This window comes from Microcoleus sp. Pol1C5, assembly GCF_036701115.1.
In the GTDB taxonomy this organism is placed as follows: domain Bacteria; phylum Cyanobacteriota; class Cyanobacteriia; order Cyanobacteriales; family Microcoleaceae; genus Microcoleus.
This window is the reverse complement of record NZ_JAUBQE010000047.1, coordinates 21413-38899: the sequence shown is the minus strand read 5'-3', so window position 1 is coordinate 38899 and position 17487 is coordinate 21413. Positions and strand designations below refer to the sequence as shown.

Annotated in this window: 12 protein-coding genes; 10 read left to right on the top strand and 2 right to left on the bottom strand. The window is 46.5% G+C overall.

Annotated elements, in window-relative coordinates; genetic code table 11:
* Positions 1-162 precede the first annotated feature (162 nt).
* Together QUA23_RS23180 and QUA23_RS23175 are read right to left on the bottom strand one after the other, a co-directional pair.
* Entirely contained in the window at positions 163-3174 is a 3012-nt protein-coding gene (locus QUA23_RS23180; protein WP_333072839.1) for an EAL domain-containing protein, read from the bottom strand.
* Positions 3175-3444: 270 nt separating this feature from the next.
* Positions 3445-4278, bottom strand: a complete 834-nt coding sequence (locus QUA23_RS23175) for a prohibitin family protein (RefSeq protein WP_333072841.1) — start codon at positions 4276-4278, stop codon at positions 3445-3447.
* Positions 4279-4903: 625 nt separating this feature from the next.
* Here QUA23_RS23175 and nfi point away from each other — a divergent pair.
* From nfi to QUA23_RS23125, 10 genes are all read left to right on the top strand, one after another.
* Positions 4904-5557: a deoxyribonuclease V gene (gene nfi, locus QUA23_RS23170; RefSeq protein WP_333072842.1), complete on the top strand. Its 654-nt coding sequence runs from the start codon at positions 4904-4906 to the stop codon at positions 5555-5557.
* Between the two features lie 455 nt (positions 5558-6012).
* Entirely contained in the window at positions 6013-6243 is a 231-nt protein-coding gene (locus QUA23_RS23165; protein WP_006631632.1) for a KGG domain-containing protein, read from the top strand.
* Between the two features lie 480 nt (positions 6244-6723).
* On the top strand, positions 6724-7251 hold the full coding sequence (locus QUA23_RS23160) for an FHA domain-containing protein (protein ID WP_333072843.1): 528 nt from the start codon (positions 6724-6726) through the stop codon (positions 7249-7251).
* A 105-nt stretch (positions 7252-7356) separates the two neighbouring features.
* On the top strand, positions 7357-9360 hold the full coding sequence (locus QUA23_RS23155) for an FHA domain-containing protein (protein WP_333072844.1): 2004 nt from the start codon (positions 7357-7359) through the stop codon (positions 9358-9360).
* 135 nt (positions 9361-9495) lie between these two features.
* Positions 9496-9924, top strand: a complete 429-nt coding sequence (locus QUA23_RS23150) for a hypothetical protein (protein ID WP_333072845.1) — start codon at positions 9496-9498, stop codon at positions 9922-9924.
* 197 nt (positions 9925-10121) lie between these two features.
* On the top strand, positions 10122-11261 hold the full coding sequence (locus tag QUA23_RS23145; protein WP_333072846.1) for a DNA cytosine methyltransferase: 1140 nt from the start codon (positions 10122-10124) through the stop codon (positions 11259-11261).
* Positions 11262-11456: 195 nt separating this feature from the next.
* A complete protein-coding gene (miaB, locus tag QUA23_RS23140) occupies positions 11457-12797 on the top strand; it encodes a tRNA (N6-isopentenyl adenosine(37)-C2)-methylthiotransferase MiaB (protein WP_333072847.1) in 1341 nt (446 codons plus the stop codon).
* A gap of 193 nt (positions 12798-12990) precedes the next feature.
* Positions 12991-14091: a D-alanine--D-alanine ligase family protein gene (locus tag QUA23_RS23135; protein ID WP_333072849.1), complete on the top strand. Its 1101-nt coding sequence runs from the start codon at positions 12991-12993 to the stop codon at positions 14089-14091.
* A 261-nt stretch (positions 14092-14352) separates the two neighbouring features.
* Complete coding sequence (locus tag QUA23_RS23130; RefSeq protein ID WP_333072850.1) at positions 14353-15435, top strand: AI-2E family transporter; 1083 nt, start codon at positions 14353-14355, stop codon at positions 15433-15435.
* A 535-nt stretch (positions 15436-15970) separates the two neighbouring features.
* Complete coding sequence (locus QUA23_RS23125) at positions 15971-17257, top strand: HhoA/HhoB/HtrA family serine endopeptidase (RefSeq protein ID WP_333110533.1); 1287 nt, start codon at positions 15971-15973, stop codon at positions 17255-17257.
* The last annotated feature ends 230 nt before the right edge of the window (positions 17258-17487 follow it).

The following is a 17487-nucleotide window of genomic DNA, read 5'->3' as shown; positions in this document are numbered from 1 at the left end:
TATTTTTACCCATCTCTATAGTTTGCTATTATACTCAATTGTAATTTTAACACTCAAGACATCGATTACCAAAAGATCGATCGCCCTTATTGAATCTCCAATAAGCACAGGCCGCAAGAGTTTTAATATTTTTCAAAATACAAATTAAATATTGGGTTCAGATCACCATTTAGGCGATCGCCTCAACAACGCTGTAGCTGCCTCACTGTCGAGAGGTTTAGAGAAAAAGTACCCCTGACCGTACTCGCAGCCGATCGCCCGCATTTGAGCCAATTGGACGGCGGTTTCGACCCCTTCTGCCACTACCTCCATCCCCAAACTGCGGGCCAGCATGACGATCGCCCGCACGATTTCCAAATTTTCGCCCATTTCCCCAATGCGACTCACAAAAGAGCGATCGACCTTCAAAATATTAATCGGGAACTTGTGCAAATAACTCAGAGACGAATAACCAGTACCGAAATCATCAATACACAGCCCGATACCCAACTCTCTCAACTGCGAAAGCATCGCCGCCGCCGCTTCCCCATCTTCCATCACCACACTCTCAGTAATCTCCAACTTCAAACAGCGAGCGTCAACACCCGTTTCCTGCAAAACTTGCTTAATTTGCTCGATCGACTCCGGTTGCGAAAACTGCCTCCCGGAAAGATTTACTGCGACTGTCAGCGGCGAATTTCCCACAGGTAAATTCAAACTCTGCCACTTAATAATTTGGCTGCAGCTTTCGTTCAAAACCCACAAACCCAAAGGCGTAATTAACCCTGTTTCCTCCGCCATCGCAATAAATTCCATCGGGGAAACTAAACCCCGTTCCGGGTGCAGCCAGCGCACCAGCGCCTCAAATCCGATAACTGAACCGCTTTTTAAACTAACTATCGGCTGATAATAAACAGTAAAAGGACATTCCAATTTATAAGGAGCCAATGGCGATTTCGGACGATCCAACTTCCGATCTATTTCACTCATCGGTGAGTTTTCCTCCACCGCCACACATCCGAAATCCACTATCGAATATTTCAAATTTAGTTCTTCAACCGACTCCCGCAAATCGTGTTCCAAGTGCATCAAAGCCACCGCCTGAGTGTGCATCGCACTGGTAAAAACTTCGTAGCGAGCTTTACCCAGAGCTTTGGCGCGGTACATGGCAATATCAGCATCGCGCAAAATATCTCCAGGCCACTGATATTTGTCGGTACTCAAAGCAATGCCGATGCTAGCAGTAATTAAAACTTTATTACCTTCCAAATAAAGCGGTCGTTCGATCGTTTTGAGAATTGCCTTTGCTTGGGCGATCGCCTCATCAACACCGTGAATTTCTTCTAGCAAAATCACAAACTCATCTCCCCCCAGACGAGCCACCGTATCGCCTGGCCGCAAACAAGTCAAGAGACGGCGAGCCACAGCCACCAACAGGCGATCGCCCATGCGGTGTCCCTGACTGTCATTAATCACCTTAAACCTGTCCAAATCCAGAAACAGCACCGCAAACTGATAGCTCGGATGCCGTTGGGCGCGGGCAAAAGCTTGCCCCAGCCTGTCAGTCAACAAAGCACGGTTCGGCAACTCTGTCAGCGCATCATGCAAAGCATCGTGCAACAATTGTTCTTCAGCCATCTTGCGCTCAGTCACGTCGTGACAGTTGACCACAATTCCCCGCACCGAAGGTTCGTTGAGCAAATTCGTCGCCACCGCTTCCAACACGCACCAGGAACCATCCTTGTGTTTCACGCGGTATTCCGCCATTCCCTGGCTAACTCTCGGCATTTGCATGACACCTTTGAACACTTGATCCACTATTAGCAATTCGTCAGGGTGAATCAAGTCAAATATAGATCTGCCGAGGACTTCCCCCGTCGGGTAGCCCAAAATCCGCTCTAGGGAAGGAGACACGTAGCGGCAAAAGCCTTTCTCGTCGAGAATCACAATAATGTCTCTAGCATTTTCAATCAACGATCGAAAGCGCTTCTCGCTTTGCCGCAGTTCTTGTTCCGTGCGCTTTTGGTCGGTAATATCGGTATTCATGTAAATCAGACCGACAATTTTCCCCGTGCGGTCTTTAATAGCATCGGCCCGCAGCAACACTTGCAAAGTTTTACCGCTTTTAGTGCGGTTGGTAATTTCACCAAACCAAGAATAACCCTGGGCGATCGTGTCGAGTACCTCCCTGGCGACTGGGGCGTCAGCAAAAACTGCCGATATACCTCCGGCTAGTTTAAATTCCTCTGCGGTGTCCCATTCAAATAGCTGAGAAAACGCTTGATTTTGATAAATGTGAGTGCCGTTCGCATCGCTGATGCCGATCGCGTCACTCGAACTTTCCACCGCCTTGCGAGTCAGCACCAGAGCTTCTTCTGCCCGCTTGCGCTCGGTAATGTCAATCCCTACCAGACAAGCTGCTTTGCCGCGATCGTACTTTTGAGCCACAATCAAATAGTATCCCTCCGACTCTCCCGCCTCGGTTTGTACCTTAACGTTGAGTTCTTTAACCGCTTCCGTAGCGTCGCTGCCAAAAAACTCCACCACAAAAGAGTTAAAATCCGAGCTAGCGCCCAGAAAACCAATATCTTGACCGACAAAAGCCGACGGCCGCAAACCATGCAGTTTGGCTAAGTGCTGGTTAACCCCCAAATAGCGCAAATCCGAGCTAATCCAAGATACTGTTCCCGGAACTGCTTCCAAAATCGTTTGTAGTTGGTCGTTAGCTTGCTGCAATGCTTCGTGCACTTCACAGATGCGTTCCGACAAGTCCGACTGAATCCCTACGAAATGAGTCAAATTAGCGCTGTCGTCTCGCACGGGAGATAGCGACAATTTGCTCCAAAAAGGAGTGCCGTCTTTGCGGTAATTTTTGATTGTTGTCTGGATTTCTTTACCTTGGCGCAAGGCCTCGCGGATCTTAGCTACGGTAGTTCGATCGGTATCCGGGCCTTGCAAAAATCGGCAATTGCGCCCCAAGATTTCATCGGCGCAGTAACCTGTCATCCGTTCAAAGGCCGGATTGCAATAAATTATGGGACAGTCGGGTGCATTGGCGTCAGCAATCACAATGCCGCTGCTAGTAGCTGCCAAAGCTCGATCGCGCAGCCACAGGGCTTCTGACGCAGAATGGCGATCGCCGACATCCCCCACTTCATCTAAATTAGAAATTGACTGGTTCTCCCGATCTCCCATCAGCCGAACTTTCAAGCAAACCTTTACAATTTCCGAGTTGTTTCTTACTCTAACGTTTTTCAGGACTCGCGCAACGTAAATTGTATCTGGGCATTTAACTAAGCGGGATTTCACCTTAGTGGTTAGTTGTATTTTCTACCCTTGCTGTTCGGCATTTAAAAAAAGCACATCTTCACTTCCGCAGTGAAAAACCGTCTATTCTTCTCCCCCTCAGACTCTCTCCCCCTCTTCCCTTCTCCCCGCGCCCTGGCAATCACGATCTGCTGCAGCTTATTTAGCAGGAGTTGCAGCTTGAGAACTGGGCGGCGCAATATTAATTAATGGCAAAGTTCCGCCTCCTCCCATTACTGTCGGAAACTGGCCGTTCCATTTTTCAATTGCTTGCTGCTGCAAAATTTCGGCTGTTAAAGTTTGCCGCTGCAAGCGTTGAGCTTCAGCTTTACCTTTAGCACGGTTAATTTCAGCTTGAGCATCTTGGGTGGCTTTTTGAACTGTAAATTCTGCTTGTTTAGCTTCTTGTTCTGCTATTTGTTTGGATTCGATGGCTTTGCTAAATTCTGGAGAGAAGCCAAAATTTATTAAAGAAACATCTCTAACAATGACGCCATAAGGTTCCAAGCGCTTTTTGAGGCTGTTGTCGATTTCTGTTTTTAGTTCGGTGCGCTTAGTGATAATTTCTTCTGCGGTTTTTTTAGAAGTTGCTGCTTTGAGAACTTCCGAAATTGCCGGACTCAGAATGCTGGTAACAATTTGTTCTTCGTCTCCCACTTGTTGGAAAACTTGATTTACTTTGGCGGGGTCAACATTCCAGTTGACTGCCAAATCTGTAGTAATGCTTTGCAAATCTTTGGATGCTGCATCTGCTTTCAAATCTGTTTTTTGTACGCGCACGCTGATAGTTTTTACAGAGGTGACGATCGGTAAAATCGGGTGGATGCCTTCATCTAAGATCGCGTCTTGAACTTTGCCGAAGCGCATCACGACGCCTCGTTCCCCTGCGCCCACGAGGGCAAAAGGTCTTAAAATTAAGGCGGCGATGATGAAGACGATGCCACCGACGATGTAGAGAGCTAGGTTATACTGAACATTTTGCATGGTTTTCATATGTTTATTCACCTATGCTGTGTTACTTGATGTTAGTTTTCTATCCGATATTATCTAAGATTATAACTTCATGTTAAGGGTGAAACAACTCATAAATTCATTGATTTTTTTTCATAAAAGTCATATAGTTGTGAGGGTCTGGGGACCTCTTAGCTCGATGAGCGCGGATGAAAAATGGCACTTGTAGCTGGGTGAGATTATTGATGAATAAATGTTTCAAGTATCTTGACAATGAGGATAAAATTAGATAAAGAAGTAAATAAATATCTGGATCGCTCTCAGACAACGAATAAAATGGCGATCGGAAAGAAAAAGCTTTCTAGAAAGCTAAAAAATCAGCATCAAATAGGTATTTTTTGTAAATTTTGAGTATAAAAGTGGAGGTGCGTGCCGATAAAACCTTGGGGGGTTGGTTCCAGCACAAGCGAAAGATAGAATTTCACTCTCCGACCTACAGACTCTATTGGTAGAATTGGCATCAGCCCGCATTTTTCAACCCTCCTGAGTAGAAAAAAAGACTCATTGGGCAAGCTAGTAATTTATAGCTACAAACGATAAAAATCTGAGTTTAAAAATGCCTGAAAATAAGTTAAGCTTAGATGAGAACGGTTGAAGAAAAATCAAAATGTTGCAGCGACACCCTTGGCCGCAGACAGTTGAAGAGGCGATCGCCATTCAAGAACAGCTTCGGTCAGAGGTAATTACCACAAATCAACTGGACACAGTTCGATACGTCGCAGGCGTAGATGTCGGCTACGACAGTGCAAACGACGTATCGCAGGCCGCTGTAACAGTTCTGAGCTTTCCAGACTTGCAATTGCAGCAGCAAGCTGTGGTTCGCAGTCCTACAACTTTTCCTTACGTTCCGGGTTTCCTGTCTTTTCGAGAAGTACCGGCAGTCCTTGAAGCTTTGGAAAATATCAGTTTGAGGCCAGACTTGATATTGTGCGACGGTCAAGGACTAGCCCATCCCCGCAGGTTCGGTCTTGCCTGCCATTTGGGGGTTTTGACAGGGATTGCTACAATCGGAGTTGCCAAAAATCGATTTATCGGAGAACATTTAGAAGTCGGACTTGACCGCGGCAGTTGGCAACCCTTGCTGCTGGAGGGATCAACGGTAGGAGCAGCGCTAAGGACGCAAACAGGAGTAAAACCGATTTATGTTTCGATAGGTCATAAGGTAAACTTGATAAGTGCGATCGAGTACGTCCTGCGCTGCGCCCCAAAATATCGCTTACCAGAAACAACTCGATCGGCAGACCAACTAACATCGGGATAACTGGCAAGCGCGGAAGACATCAAAAAAAAAGTAAAAAGACCAAAAAAGCATCCGTCTTTGGACTTTTAATTTTTTGAAGTAGCGCCGCCCCAGTCAAAAAATCCTCTGAGTCTACCGCCAATCAGCTTTCGGTTCCATCCTTCCAGCGAACTAAAGAATGACTATACCTGAGAAAGAGGTATAAACGTTGGGGGGGTTTATAGAATGATTGAAAGACAGTAACCAGCTAAAAACATTGGCGGCTCTAACTATAGTGCCCGGACGTGAACTATTTTTAGTTCACATTTGTAAATTATGAAAGAGTCATCCTGCGAGTTAAACCAAAAGCTGAGATTCGTGTGATGAGGTTTCATAATTTACCGTCGGATATCTCACCACTGACTGGAAGTAACCACGACAGTGGGAGGCGAAGGCGCGATCGAGCTAAAAAATCAGAAACAAACAAGGAGACAGTCATGGCTGAGAAAAGCAAACGCGGATTCGCTTCTATGGATGCAGAAAAACAGCGCGCAATTGCTAGCAAAGGCGGAAAAGCTGCACACGAGAAAGGAACTGCACACGAATTCACCCCTGAAGAAGCCAGACAAGCTGGTCAAAAAGGCGGTGAAGCTGTCAGTAGAAATCGCGAACACATGGCTCAAATTGGTCGCGAAGGCGGTCGGAAAAGCCGCAAGAGCGAAGCTTAAGTCTTTCAAGGCTGGCCCTGTAATGAAAGATTGCACAGTTGCAGCGTGAGAGATAGCACTAGGACAGTCAACGTTTGAGGAGGTGGGGCGATGGAATTTCCCAAGGTAGTTCGATCGTCCAACCTCCAAAATTCGTAACTAGCGCACCAAAGCTTGGCAAATAATGTGAAAACCCCACAGCAATTAGTTTTTAGCAATCGCTAGCAAATTTTTAACACCAAATTTTTAACGAAGCTAAATTGGGATTAATAATTTTGTGGGAAAGAAAAGCTGGTAAGCGCGAGTCAGTCTCTCAAAAAAAGCCAATACGAGCACTAAAAGCCCCGAATTCAGGGCTTTTTTGTATAGCTGCACATAATCTTTTTAGAAGTTCGATCGAGTCGGCCTCAATAATTATAATTAAGTTTTTTGGTGAGGAACTCCGTCCTCAAAATAAATCAGTTAATATTTTTTTATATTTTTGAGCAAACTATACGAATCATGACAAACCAGCTCACTTTAGCATGGACAGAAGCTGGGGTGCGTCAAACTCAGACAATTCAAAACGGACAGCCGAGCAAAAATCCGGGAAGCGTGAGGCTAGGGCGCGATCCGGCGAAGTGCGATATAGTATTTTCGCATCCGAGCGTATCGGGGCTGCACGTTGAAATATTTTTTAATCAGGAATTGCAGGAGTATGCAGTGCGGAATTTGCGCGAAAGCAATCCGCCCCTGGTAGATGGAAAAATTCTCGCCCTAGGCGAAGCAAAATTGAACTCAGGAAGCCACATCCATTTAGGGCAAGTGCAAATCGAGGTGGTGAATGTGACGGAGGTGCAGGTAGCCGCGCCCCAGACAGTTTTGCTGGGGCCTCCCGCACCTGGTAACTTTCAGCCGACGGGGCCTTCAAAATATGGTTTGCAGTGTCCCAAATGCAGCCGAATTTCGCCTTACGCGCAGTTGAATGCGGGGTGTCCGTGGTGCGGTACTTCTTTGGCGGCGGCGGCGAGTGTGGTCATCTCTCCGTGAGAGTGTAAAAAAGAGAAAATCGGGCTATCCGCTAAACACTCTCAACTTCAAAAATCTTTTTTTGCAGAAAGCTCAAAGCCGACGGCTGATGTTTAAAAAATAATCATGAATTCTCAACCCTTGCGCCTGCGACTGACTTGGACAGATACAGCTACGGGGGATTGTCGATCCCCCATACTCGACTTACCCATCGCTTTGGGACGAATTTTTGAAGCTATGCCCGCCACAATCAACGGGAAACGAGTTTCTCGAATTGCGCTCAGCAGCAGTCAAGTTTCTCGCTTTCACGCAGTGATGGGCACCGAAGGTAACAGTATTTTACTTACTGACACGGGCAGCCGCAACGGTACTTTTGTCAACGGCGTTCGCCAAACCCGTTGCGTGCTGGCAAACGGGGATATGCTGCAAGTTGGGCCCTACGCCATCGGCATTTCTTTTGCTGTGAATTCCCCTGAAATGCCCTCGGTCAATTTTCATATTTTCTTTAACCCGCAGACCAATGGGCCAGATCCCGCATTGGGGCAGCCAATAATGTTGCAGCTTCCTCAAACAAGTAGTAGGGAAGAATTTCCGCCGATCGCATTTTTGCAAGCTTCTCAAGTGTCAATGCGATCGCTCGAATCTAGGGGACTCCCTGTGACAGAAGTTGAGTGGGCTGCAGTTGGCGGCGGTTTGGGCAGCTTTATTTGGGTGGATTTGCTGAGAATTTGCGGCGTGAAAATCGATCGAATTGCGGTTTTGGGCATGGAAAAGCAGCCTTACGCCCGCTATCTGCGTCTGTGCCTCAATTCTCAAATTCCGCTGCGGGAACGCCTGCGATCGAATTCTGACTCTTGTCCAGACAACATTTGGGGGTGGCCTCCCTATGCTTTGCGGGAAGCTTGGCAGGAATTGCGGAAAGGGCGTTTGGGGATGTCGTTAAAGTTGATGTGGCAGGTGTTTGCTGAACCGACTTTTGCCGAAACTTATACGCCTCGCGCGGGTAATGTGTTTGATTCTATTGACAGGGAAGTCGATCGAATTGGGTGGAATCAGATGTTTCGCTACGGTAGAGTGCGGGGAATTCGCAAAACAGATGACGGCAGGTACGCGATCGCTTATTCTCGATCGGATGCGGATCACCGCGAGCACGCTTTTTTAATCGCCAAATACGTACACTTAGCCACCGGCTATCCCGCCATTCAATTTCTGCCCGACTTGCAAGCTTATCGCGAAAAAACCCAGGATTTTGAATCGGTTGTCAACGCTTACGAAAAGCACGACGGCGTTTACGAAAAATTGGAAGCCAGCGGAGGCAGCGTGTTAATTAGAGGCCGGGGAATTGTAGCTTCGCGGGTGGTGCAGCGAATTTACGAAGCGCGACAGCGGAACCGCAACATTCAAGTATTGCATTTGATGCGATCGCCCAAACCTCAAGGTAACAAATTTAAACTCGCTCAGCGAAGAGTGGAAAATCACTACGAATTTCAACCTTTCAACTGGCCGAAAGCTTGCTGGGGCGGGGAACTGCGAGTAATTTTGGAACAAGCCGCCCCCGAATTGCGCCCGCAGTTGCTCACAGACTGGGGTGGAACTACTACAGCCCAGCGCAGCGACTGGCGGCGGATTGTCAAAGAAGGTTTAAGTCAAGGATGGTATCAAATTACCTTCGGTGAAGTCGAGCGAGTCGAGCGCGACAGTCAAAACCGCACGGTGACGTACATTCAGGAGAAGGAACTCAAGGGGCAAATTAAGTTAGAGGCTGATTTTATTATTGACGCTACGGGTTTGGACGCTAAGGTAAAAACCAGTCCCCTGTTAAACGATTTGGTAGCTCAATACAATCTTCCCCTCAACGGTTTGGGCCGGCTGAGTGTTAACAACGATTTTGAAGTGCCCGAATTGCGGAATTCTTCTGCTAGCAACGGAGAAGGGCGGGTATACGCAGCCGGCGCAATTACTTTGGGAGGGCCTTACGCGCCCGTAGACAGCTTTTTGGGCTTGCAATACGCGGCCTTGCGTTCGGTTGAAAGTCTGGCCGCCAACCGAGTTGCTGGTGTGCGGAAATTGAGCGTTTGGCGATCGTTCGTGCAGTGGTTGAAGTGGATTTTAAATAAATCTCCCGACTAACTTGAAGGACGAAGTTCGGCAACAAGCAATGTACAGAATTTAATGGCTTTAAACGAGGTTCGCGTTCAATCTAAAATCTAAAATTTCAATTCAAAATCGAACTATTTTGCCATGTAATCTAAAATCTAAAATCGCATGACTCCCACCTTATTCGGCCGCTGGCAAACTCGGTTATTGCTATTTGCAACCGTAGGCGTTTTAGTAACGCTGCCCTTTTTTATAGGTTTAATGACCTCCAAATCAGGAGCAATTTTTTTCTGGATTTTAGGGTATGTAGCGATTTTTGGTCTCGGCTGGGATGCTTTATATATATACATCCAGCAGTTCCGCTGGGATCGAGATTGGCCCGGTGCATTTCAATTGCTCGCCGGGATTTGGGAAGCACTTTTTGTGTTATTTTTAATCAAAATTATCGGTTTGCCGGGGATACCTGCACAAGATTTTGACTTGGGAGCTTTTGCTTTGCATTATAGTTTAGTGTGGCTGGCTATTTATCTGGCGTCGCAAACACTGATGCGAATTTTCTTTCCCCACTGGCGTTTCCGAGGCGGTGAATGGTTTTAAGAATAGTTTGGAGTATAGTAAGGTGCGCAATGCGCACCAGTAGGGGAACGGCACTGCCATGTCCGGCGGGATCTGCGACTTTTAATAATAAAAGGTGCGCATTGCGCACCCTACAGAATTTATAGTAAGGTTCAGCGCTCCCTCCGCACCCGACAGAATTTATAGTAAGCTCAACTCAAAATTGCTGTGATCCTTCAATGCACCGTCCTCCTTGTATTTTCTCATTTTTTTCGGGTTCTGGCTTGCTCGATCTGGGTTTTGAGTCGATCGGCTTTAATGTAGCGTATGTCAATGAAATTTTCCCACCTTTCATGCAAGCATACCGCTATTCTCGGCAGTGCCTGAATTTGCCGCTACCAGAATACGGATATTGCGAAGGAGAGGAAGCAGATGTAACTCGACTTGTAGCGGGAGAACCAGCTTTTCGCCTGCGGGAATTGATGCAGGATGCCCGCAAGCATCACGACATTGTGGGATTTATCGCGGGGCCGCCTTGTCCTGACTTTTCTATTGGTGGCAAAAACCGGGGTGGGGAAGGAGATAAAGGCAAACTTTCAGCTTCCTACATTGAATTGATTTGCCAACAGCAGCCGGATTTCTTTTTGTTTGAAAATGTCAAAGGTTTGTGGAGAACCAAACAACATAAAATTTTTTATGATGCGCTCAAAAACCAGTTGGCGGATTCGGGATACGTTTTTGCGGAACGTTTAATTAATGCGATAGAATACGGTGTCCCGCAAGATAGGGATAGAATAATTTTGATTGGAATTAGAAAAAGCCTTATCAAAAATTTGGGCATTTCCCTAGAAGAAAAAAGCCAAATGTTAGCAGAAAGTTTATTTCCTTGGCAAAGTCAAGTATTATATCCTAAATCAGAAATTTTTTCTTATCCTTGGCCTGATAGAACAGCTTTTGCAGATGATTGTTTCATGCCTTGTCCTGATGGCATTCCCCAAGATTTAACGGTAGAATTTTGGTTCCAAAAAAATGACGTTCTCAACCATCCCAATGCCAAACACTATTTCCAACCCAAAGCAGGAATTAAGCGGTTTGCTTCCGTTGAGGAAGGAGATGATTCAAAAAAATCTTTCAAGCGATTGCACCGATGGCGTTATTCGCCAACAGCTTGTTACGGCAATAACGAAGTTCACTTGCACCCTTACAAACTTCGCCGGCTTTCTGTTGCAGAAACACTGGCTATTCAGTCACTGCCAAAAGATTTTGCACTGCCGGCTAAGATGACATTAACTAATATGTTTAAAACGGTTGGCAATGGGGTTCCTTATTTGGCGGCACAAGGTATTGCTAAAACAATTTTACAGTTTTTATATCACTAAAAAAACAGAATAGCTAAATACCCGACTTCGCAGATTTTGTCGGTATATAAAACTATTTGTAGCCATAAGGGGCATATTGCACACCCTATAATTATTAAAATTCCCAATTACCAGATCTATGTCGTTTAACAGAGAAGTGTTATAATAAAGTGTTAAGGTTGAAAACCTATATTTTTTATTTGCCTGCAATTCGCCATGACCGTTAAACCCCGCCGCTATCACATCACTACTTTCGGATGCCAGATGAATAAAGCCGACTCGGAACGGATGGCCGGCATTCTGGAAAATATGGGCTTTGAGTTCTCGGAAGACCCGAACGAAGCTAGCTTGATTCTCTACAATACTTGCACGATTCGCGACAATGCCGAACAAAGAGTTTATTCTAACCTCGGAAGGCAAGCTCATCGCAAACGCCAAGAACCGGGTTTAACTTTAATTGTAGCTGGATGTGTGGCGCAACAGGAAGGTGAAGCGCTGCTGCGGAGAGTGCCGGAATTAGACTTAGTAATGGGCCCGCAACACGCTAACAGGCTTGAAGATTTGCTGGAACAAGTTTTTGAGGGCAATCAAGTTGTGGCGACAGAAGCTGTTGAGATTATGGAGGATATTACTAAGCCGCGCCGCGACAGCAAGGTGACTGCTTGGGTGAATGTAATTTACGGCTGCAATGAACGCTGCACTTATTGTGTTGTACCCAATGTTCGCGGGGTTGAACAGTCGCGAATGCCGGAGGCAATTCGGGCGGAAATGGAGGATTTGGGCCGTCAAGGTTACAAGGAAGTAACTTTGTTGGGGCAAAATATTGATGCTTACGGACGCGATTTGCCGGGGACAAAACCGGACGGCAGCAACCAGCATACTTTGACGGATTTGCTTTATTTTGTTCAGGATGTGCCGGGAGTCGATCGCCTCAGATTTGCTACTAGCCACCCGCGCTATTTTACGGAGAGATTGATTAAGGCTTGTGCTGAATTACCGCAGGTTTGCGAACATTTTCACATTCCTTTTCAGTCCGGGGATAATGATATTTTGAAAGCGATGTCGCGAGGCTATACTCAGGAAAAATATCGCCGGATTATTGATACAATTCGCCGTTATATGCCGGATGCTTCGATTACTGCAGATGCGATTGTCGGTTTTCCTGGGGAGACGGAAGCACAGTTTGAGAAGACTTTGAAGTTAATCGAAGATGTTGGTTTCGATTTGGTGAATACTGCGGCTTATTCGCCTCGTCCGGGAACGCCGGCGGCTTTGTGGGAAAATCAGTTGAGTGAGGAGGTGAAAGCCGATCGCCTGCAACGAATCAATCATGTAGTCACAACAACGGCGATGGAACGATCGCAGCGCTATTTCGGACGCACTGAAGAGGTGTTGGTGGAAGTCCAAAATCTCAAAGATTCAACTCAGGTGATGGGACGCACTCGCGGCAATCGTCTCACATTTTTTAAGGGCGATATTGCAGAATTGGCGGGTAAAACTGTGCGGGTTAAAATTACAGATATTCGCGCTTTTAGTTTGACCGGAGAAATGCTGTAAGCTGTTGGGACCTTTAAATTGTATGTCAAGAAATAATCAAACAATGACTGGGGAGTTTCTTCGATGCCGCCCGCAATATACAATTTAAATTCGCAACACCTTATGCTTAATTCTTAGTTTCTGTCGCATACTTCCTGTGATAGCTGCGCTAACTGCGTGTATATTTGTCAAAAAGTACCGGGAGTATTGAAAAATGACAAAGATGCGGATCGGGCTATTGTTCGGGGGGCGATCGGGCGAACACGAAGTCTCAATTAGTTCAGCGCGGGCGATCGCCCGCGCCCTCGCTGCTGACGAAAATGCCTCTAAATACGAAGTTCTGCCCTTTTACATCCAAAAAGACGGCCGCTGGTTATCAGGAACTTTACCTCAACAAGTATTAGTAGCAGGAAAACCCCTAGAAATAGAGGGACAAGGAGAAGAAGGAGGAGAAACAGGACAACAAAACTCTTCTTTGTCTTCCCTATCTCCCCAATTTCCCAGTTTTAATGCCGTAGATGTTTGGTTCCCTGTTTTGCACGGCCCGAACGGCGAAGACGGTACGGTGCAAGGGTTGCTGAAATTAATGCAAGTTCCTTTTGTCGGTTCCGGGGTTTTAGGTTCGGCCCTGGGAATGGATAAAATTGCGATGAAAATGGCTTTTGCTCACGCTGGTTTACCGCAGGTAAAATACATCGCTGTCAACCGTTCCGAAATCTGGTCTAATCCTTGCGTTTTCCCCAAACTGTGCGACAAAATTGAAGCTGATTTGGGCTATCCTTGCTTTGTCAAACCAGCTAATTTGGGTTCATCTGTGGGAATTTCTAAAGCTCGATCGCGCGCTGAATTAGAAGCAGCACTCGACAGCGCCGCCAGCTACGATAGGCGGATAATTGTCGAAGCGGGTGTGGTTGCTAGAGAATTAGAATGTGCTGTTTTGGGTAACGACAACCCCCAAGCTTCAACGGTGGGAGAAATTAGTTTTCAAAGCGATTTCTACGACTACGAAACTAAATATACCCAGGGACAAGCCGACTGCTCAATCCCCGCAAAAGTCAGCGCTGCGATCGTCTCGCAAATCCAAGAAATGGCAGTAAAAGCATTTTTGGCTATAGACGCGGCAGGTTTAGCGCGAGTCGACTTTTTCTACATTGAATCAACCGGAGAAGTTTTGATTAATGAAATCAACACTTTTCCCGGCTTTACAGCTACCAGTATGTATCCGCAAATGTGGGCAGCGGACGGCATTTCTTTCCCGGAATTAGTAGACCGTTTAATTCAATTAGCTCTCGAACGGCACGGGGAAAAAGGTTGAATTACCCGCTGCAAACTGCTGCCTTGCCAACAGCAAAAAATATTTTTTTCGCAGGTGATATATCCATACCAGCGGAAACGATATAACATGGTTGTGGCAGGCACTGCCTGCCAGCAACCCCATTTCCGCTGCGGGTCGAGCAACTGGGAATTTTCAGCGGTCGGGTATAAATAAATGCAACATAAAATGGTTAACGGAGAAGGGCGAATAGCAGTGTCAATCTCACATCTTGCATCTCAAAATTTAACTCGGTTAACTTAGATGAGACGTTTCACTCAACTGCCGCAGTGGTGGACTTACGGACTGGTATTTCCCCTAGCGGTACTCAACTGCTGGTTAGCCCTCTTAGTCTTTGAATATTTTCGCGCCCTGATTACAGTTTTGGTCGTGGCTACAGTGCTGTCTTTTTTGCTAGATTATCCAGTGCGCTTTCTGCACAGATACGGCTTGAAGCGCGATCGAGCAGTTTTGTCGGTATTGTTTTTGACTTTACTGCTATTGGTGGTTTTAGGTCTGACTCTAGCCCCGATTCTGCTAAACCAAATTACTGAACTTGCCACCCGACTGCCGACTTGGATAGTTTCTGGCACAGAACAGATTGAAGCGTTCAACAAGTGGGCGGAAAATCGCAATCTCCGCATTGATGTCAGCGGTTTGACTACCCAATTGAGCGATCGACTTTCATCTCAATTGCAGTCTCTCACTGGCGAAATTCTCAAATTTGGCTTAGGTGCTGCCGACAGTCTGTTGAATTTCCTCCTCACAATAGTCGTAACATTCTACTTGCTCTTGCACGGCGATCGCGTATGGGAAGGATTGTTTAAATGGTTTCCTTCCAAGCTAAGCCTTCAATTGCGAGTGTTGCTGGCGCGAAGCTTCCACAACTACTTCGTCGGGCAAGCAACTTTGGCAGGTTTGATGGGACTGTCTATCACTGTTGCTTTTTTAATTTTGCGAGTTCCCTTCGGACTTCTGTTCGGTTTGGGTGTGGGTGTAATGACTATGATTCCCTTCGGGGCACCTTTCAGTATTTGCATTGTCAGTTTGCTGATCACATTAAACAATTTTTGGCTCGGCGTTACAGTTTTAGCTGTCGCTACAGTAATTGAGCAAATAATTGAAAGCGGGGTTGCTCCTCGGTTATTAGGCGGTTTTATCGGCCTCAATCCTGTGTGGATTTTAGTGGCGCTGCTGGTGGGGGTTAAGGTGGCGGGAGTCGCAGGTTTGTTAGTGGCTGTGCCGATGGCTGGTTTTATTAAGAATACTGTTGATGTTTTGGAGAGTTCGAGGAACAAGTCGAGGGAAATCGATTCGGTTAGTTCCATTGAACATATGGAGCCATAAAATTCCTCCCTAGGTTCAAATTTTAGATTAGAAGAGAGTTTTTGCAGGCTATTTTGACTTAGGTGTAGTTGGTACTTTAGCTTGAGGCTTTAGAGTTTTTTTACTTCCTGCTTTAGGGTGAGGCTTTGCGGTGCTTTAGCTGCTAGCCTTTCTAGATGCAGGCGGGGTCAAAAACCCCGTTTCTAGGTTAACGTCGATCGCTGACAACGAAGATTTTGCGTAGAAACCGGGTTTTTTTGAGTGCAAGCAAGATTGTTGTTGACTTCGGATATCAATCCTGTGAAAAATTTGCGGGAAATACGGAATATGCGAGCCGGCTAGCGTAGTTTGTATTATCGCACTCAGACACCAATTCGCCAGTGCAGACCCAGTTCGATGGCACTCAAAAGCTCGATTTCACAAACAAGTTGCCTGCGACTGTCCGGTTTCTACCCCAGCTTGTAGGGTAAACCCCACCAGTCAACCAGACATCACAAATGCTTGAATTAAAATTAAAGAGCCTTTACTTCTAACTTAATTACAGTAGGTGCTAAAAATGCAAAACCATAATTATAACTCTCGCTCTAACTCCCACCAAATCAACACTATGTCAACTCAAAATATGCCTGCATCTCAGCGTTCTCGCACTTTTACTTTGCCGAAAAAAATTGCTTTTTTATCTCTCCTTTTACTCGGCTCCACTGCAACTGTTGGCTGCAACGCCCTAACTTCTCAAGTTCCTGGAAGTTCTAACGCCATTCAAGCTGAACCTTCAACTACAGCGCCAATCTCAGCATTGCCCGCGAATATACTGCCCTCTCAAGACTCTAATTTTGTCACTAAAGTTGTGCAGGAAGTCGGCCCGGCAGTAGTGCGGATCAATTCGTCTCGCACGGTGACGAACCAAGTTCCAGATGAGATACCCGAGCAATTCCGCCGCTTCTTCGGCTCGGAATCTCCCATTCAACCGGGAAATCGGGTAGAAAGGGGTTCGGGTTCGGGTTTTGTTTTTGGTTCCGACGGCCGCATTTTGACTAACGCTCACGTCGTTAACGGGGCGGATACGGTGACGGTAAAACTGAAGGATGGCCGCGAATTTGTCGGCAAAGTTTTAGGCGTAGATACAGTTACTGATGTGGCTGTTGTTAAAATAGAAGCTAACAATTTGCCTGTGGTGAATTTGGGCAAATCTGAAGAGTTACAGCCGGGAGAATGGGCGATCGCGATCGGCAATCCCCTCGGTTTGGACAATACTGTGACTGTGGGCATTATTAGCGCTACAGGCCGTTCTAGCGCCGATGTCGGTGTTCCCGACAAGCGCGTCAGCTTTATTCAAACCGATGCTGCGATTAATCCCGGCAATTCCGGTGGCCCGCTGCTGAACCAGCGCGGTCAAGTTATCGGCATGAATACGGCGATTATTCAAGGCGCTCAAGGATTGGGTTTTGCGATTCCGATCGATCGAGCACAACAAATTGCCGACCAATTAGTAACAACCGGAAAAGCCGAACATCCTTATCTCGGCGTTCGGATGTTGAGCATTACTCCCGAAATCAAGAGAGAATTTAATCAAAATCCCAACACCAAATTGAGGCTGACTGAAGATAAAGGCGTGTTAGTTTTGGGAGTTGCGAAAGATTCTCCGGCAGCACAAGCTGGAGTTCGCCTTGCCGATGTCATCAAGAAAATCAACGGTAAAGAAGTCAGCGATGCTGGCAGCGTACAGCAAATTGTTGAGAAAAGTACCGTGGGCAGCGATCTGCAGCTTGAATTGAGCCGCGGCGGACAACCTGTCACTGTGGCAGTGAAAGCCGGTGCTTTTCCAGCGGACCAGGAGCGGTAGAATTGTTGATTGAAACTTAGATATTGCACCATTGTCAATAATCCTTTTATGGACAGGCAAGATGCCTGTTTCACAAGAAAATTAATCTCTTGTGGAACGGGCATCTTGACCGTTCTTGAGAATGGTGCAAGAGGTGAGTGTTAACCGGATTGTGCTGTGAGACGGTTTCAACCTCCGGCGGGATGTGGGGGGGTACTCATTGTCACCATAATTTATATGGGTTATTAAGA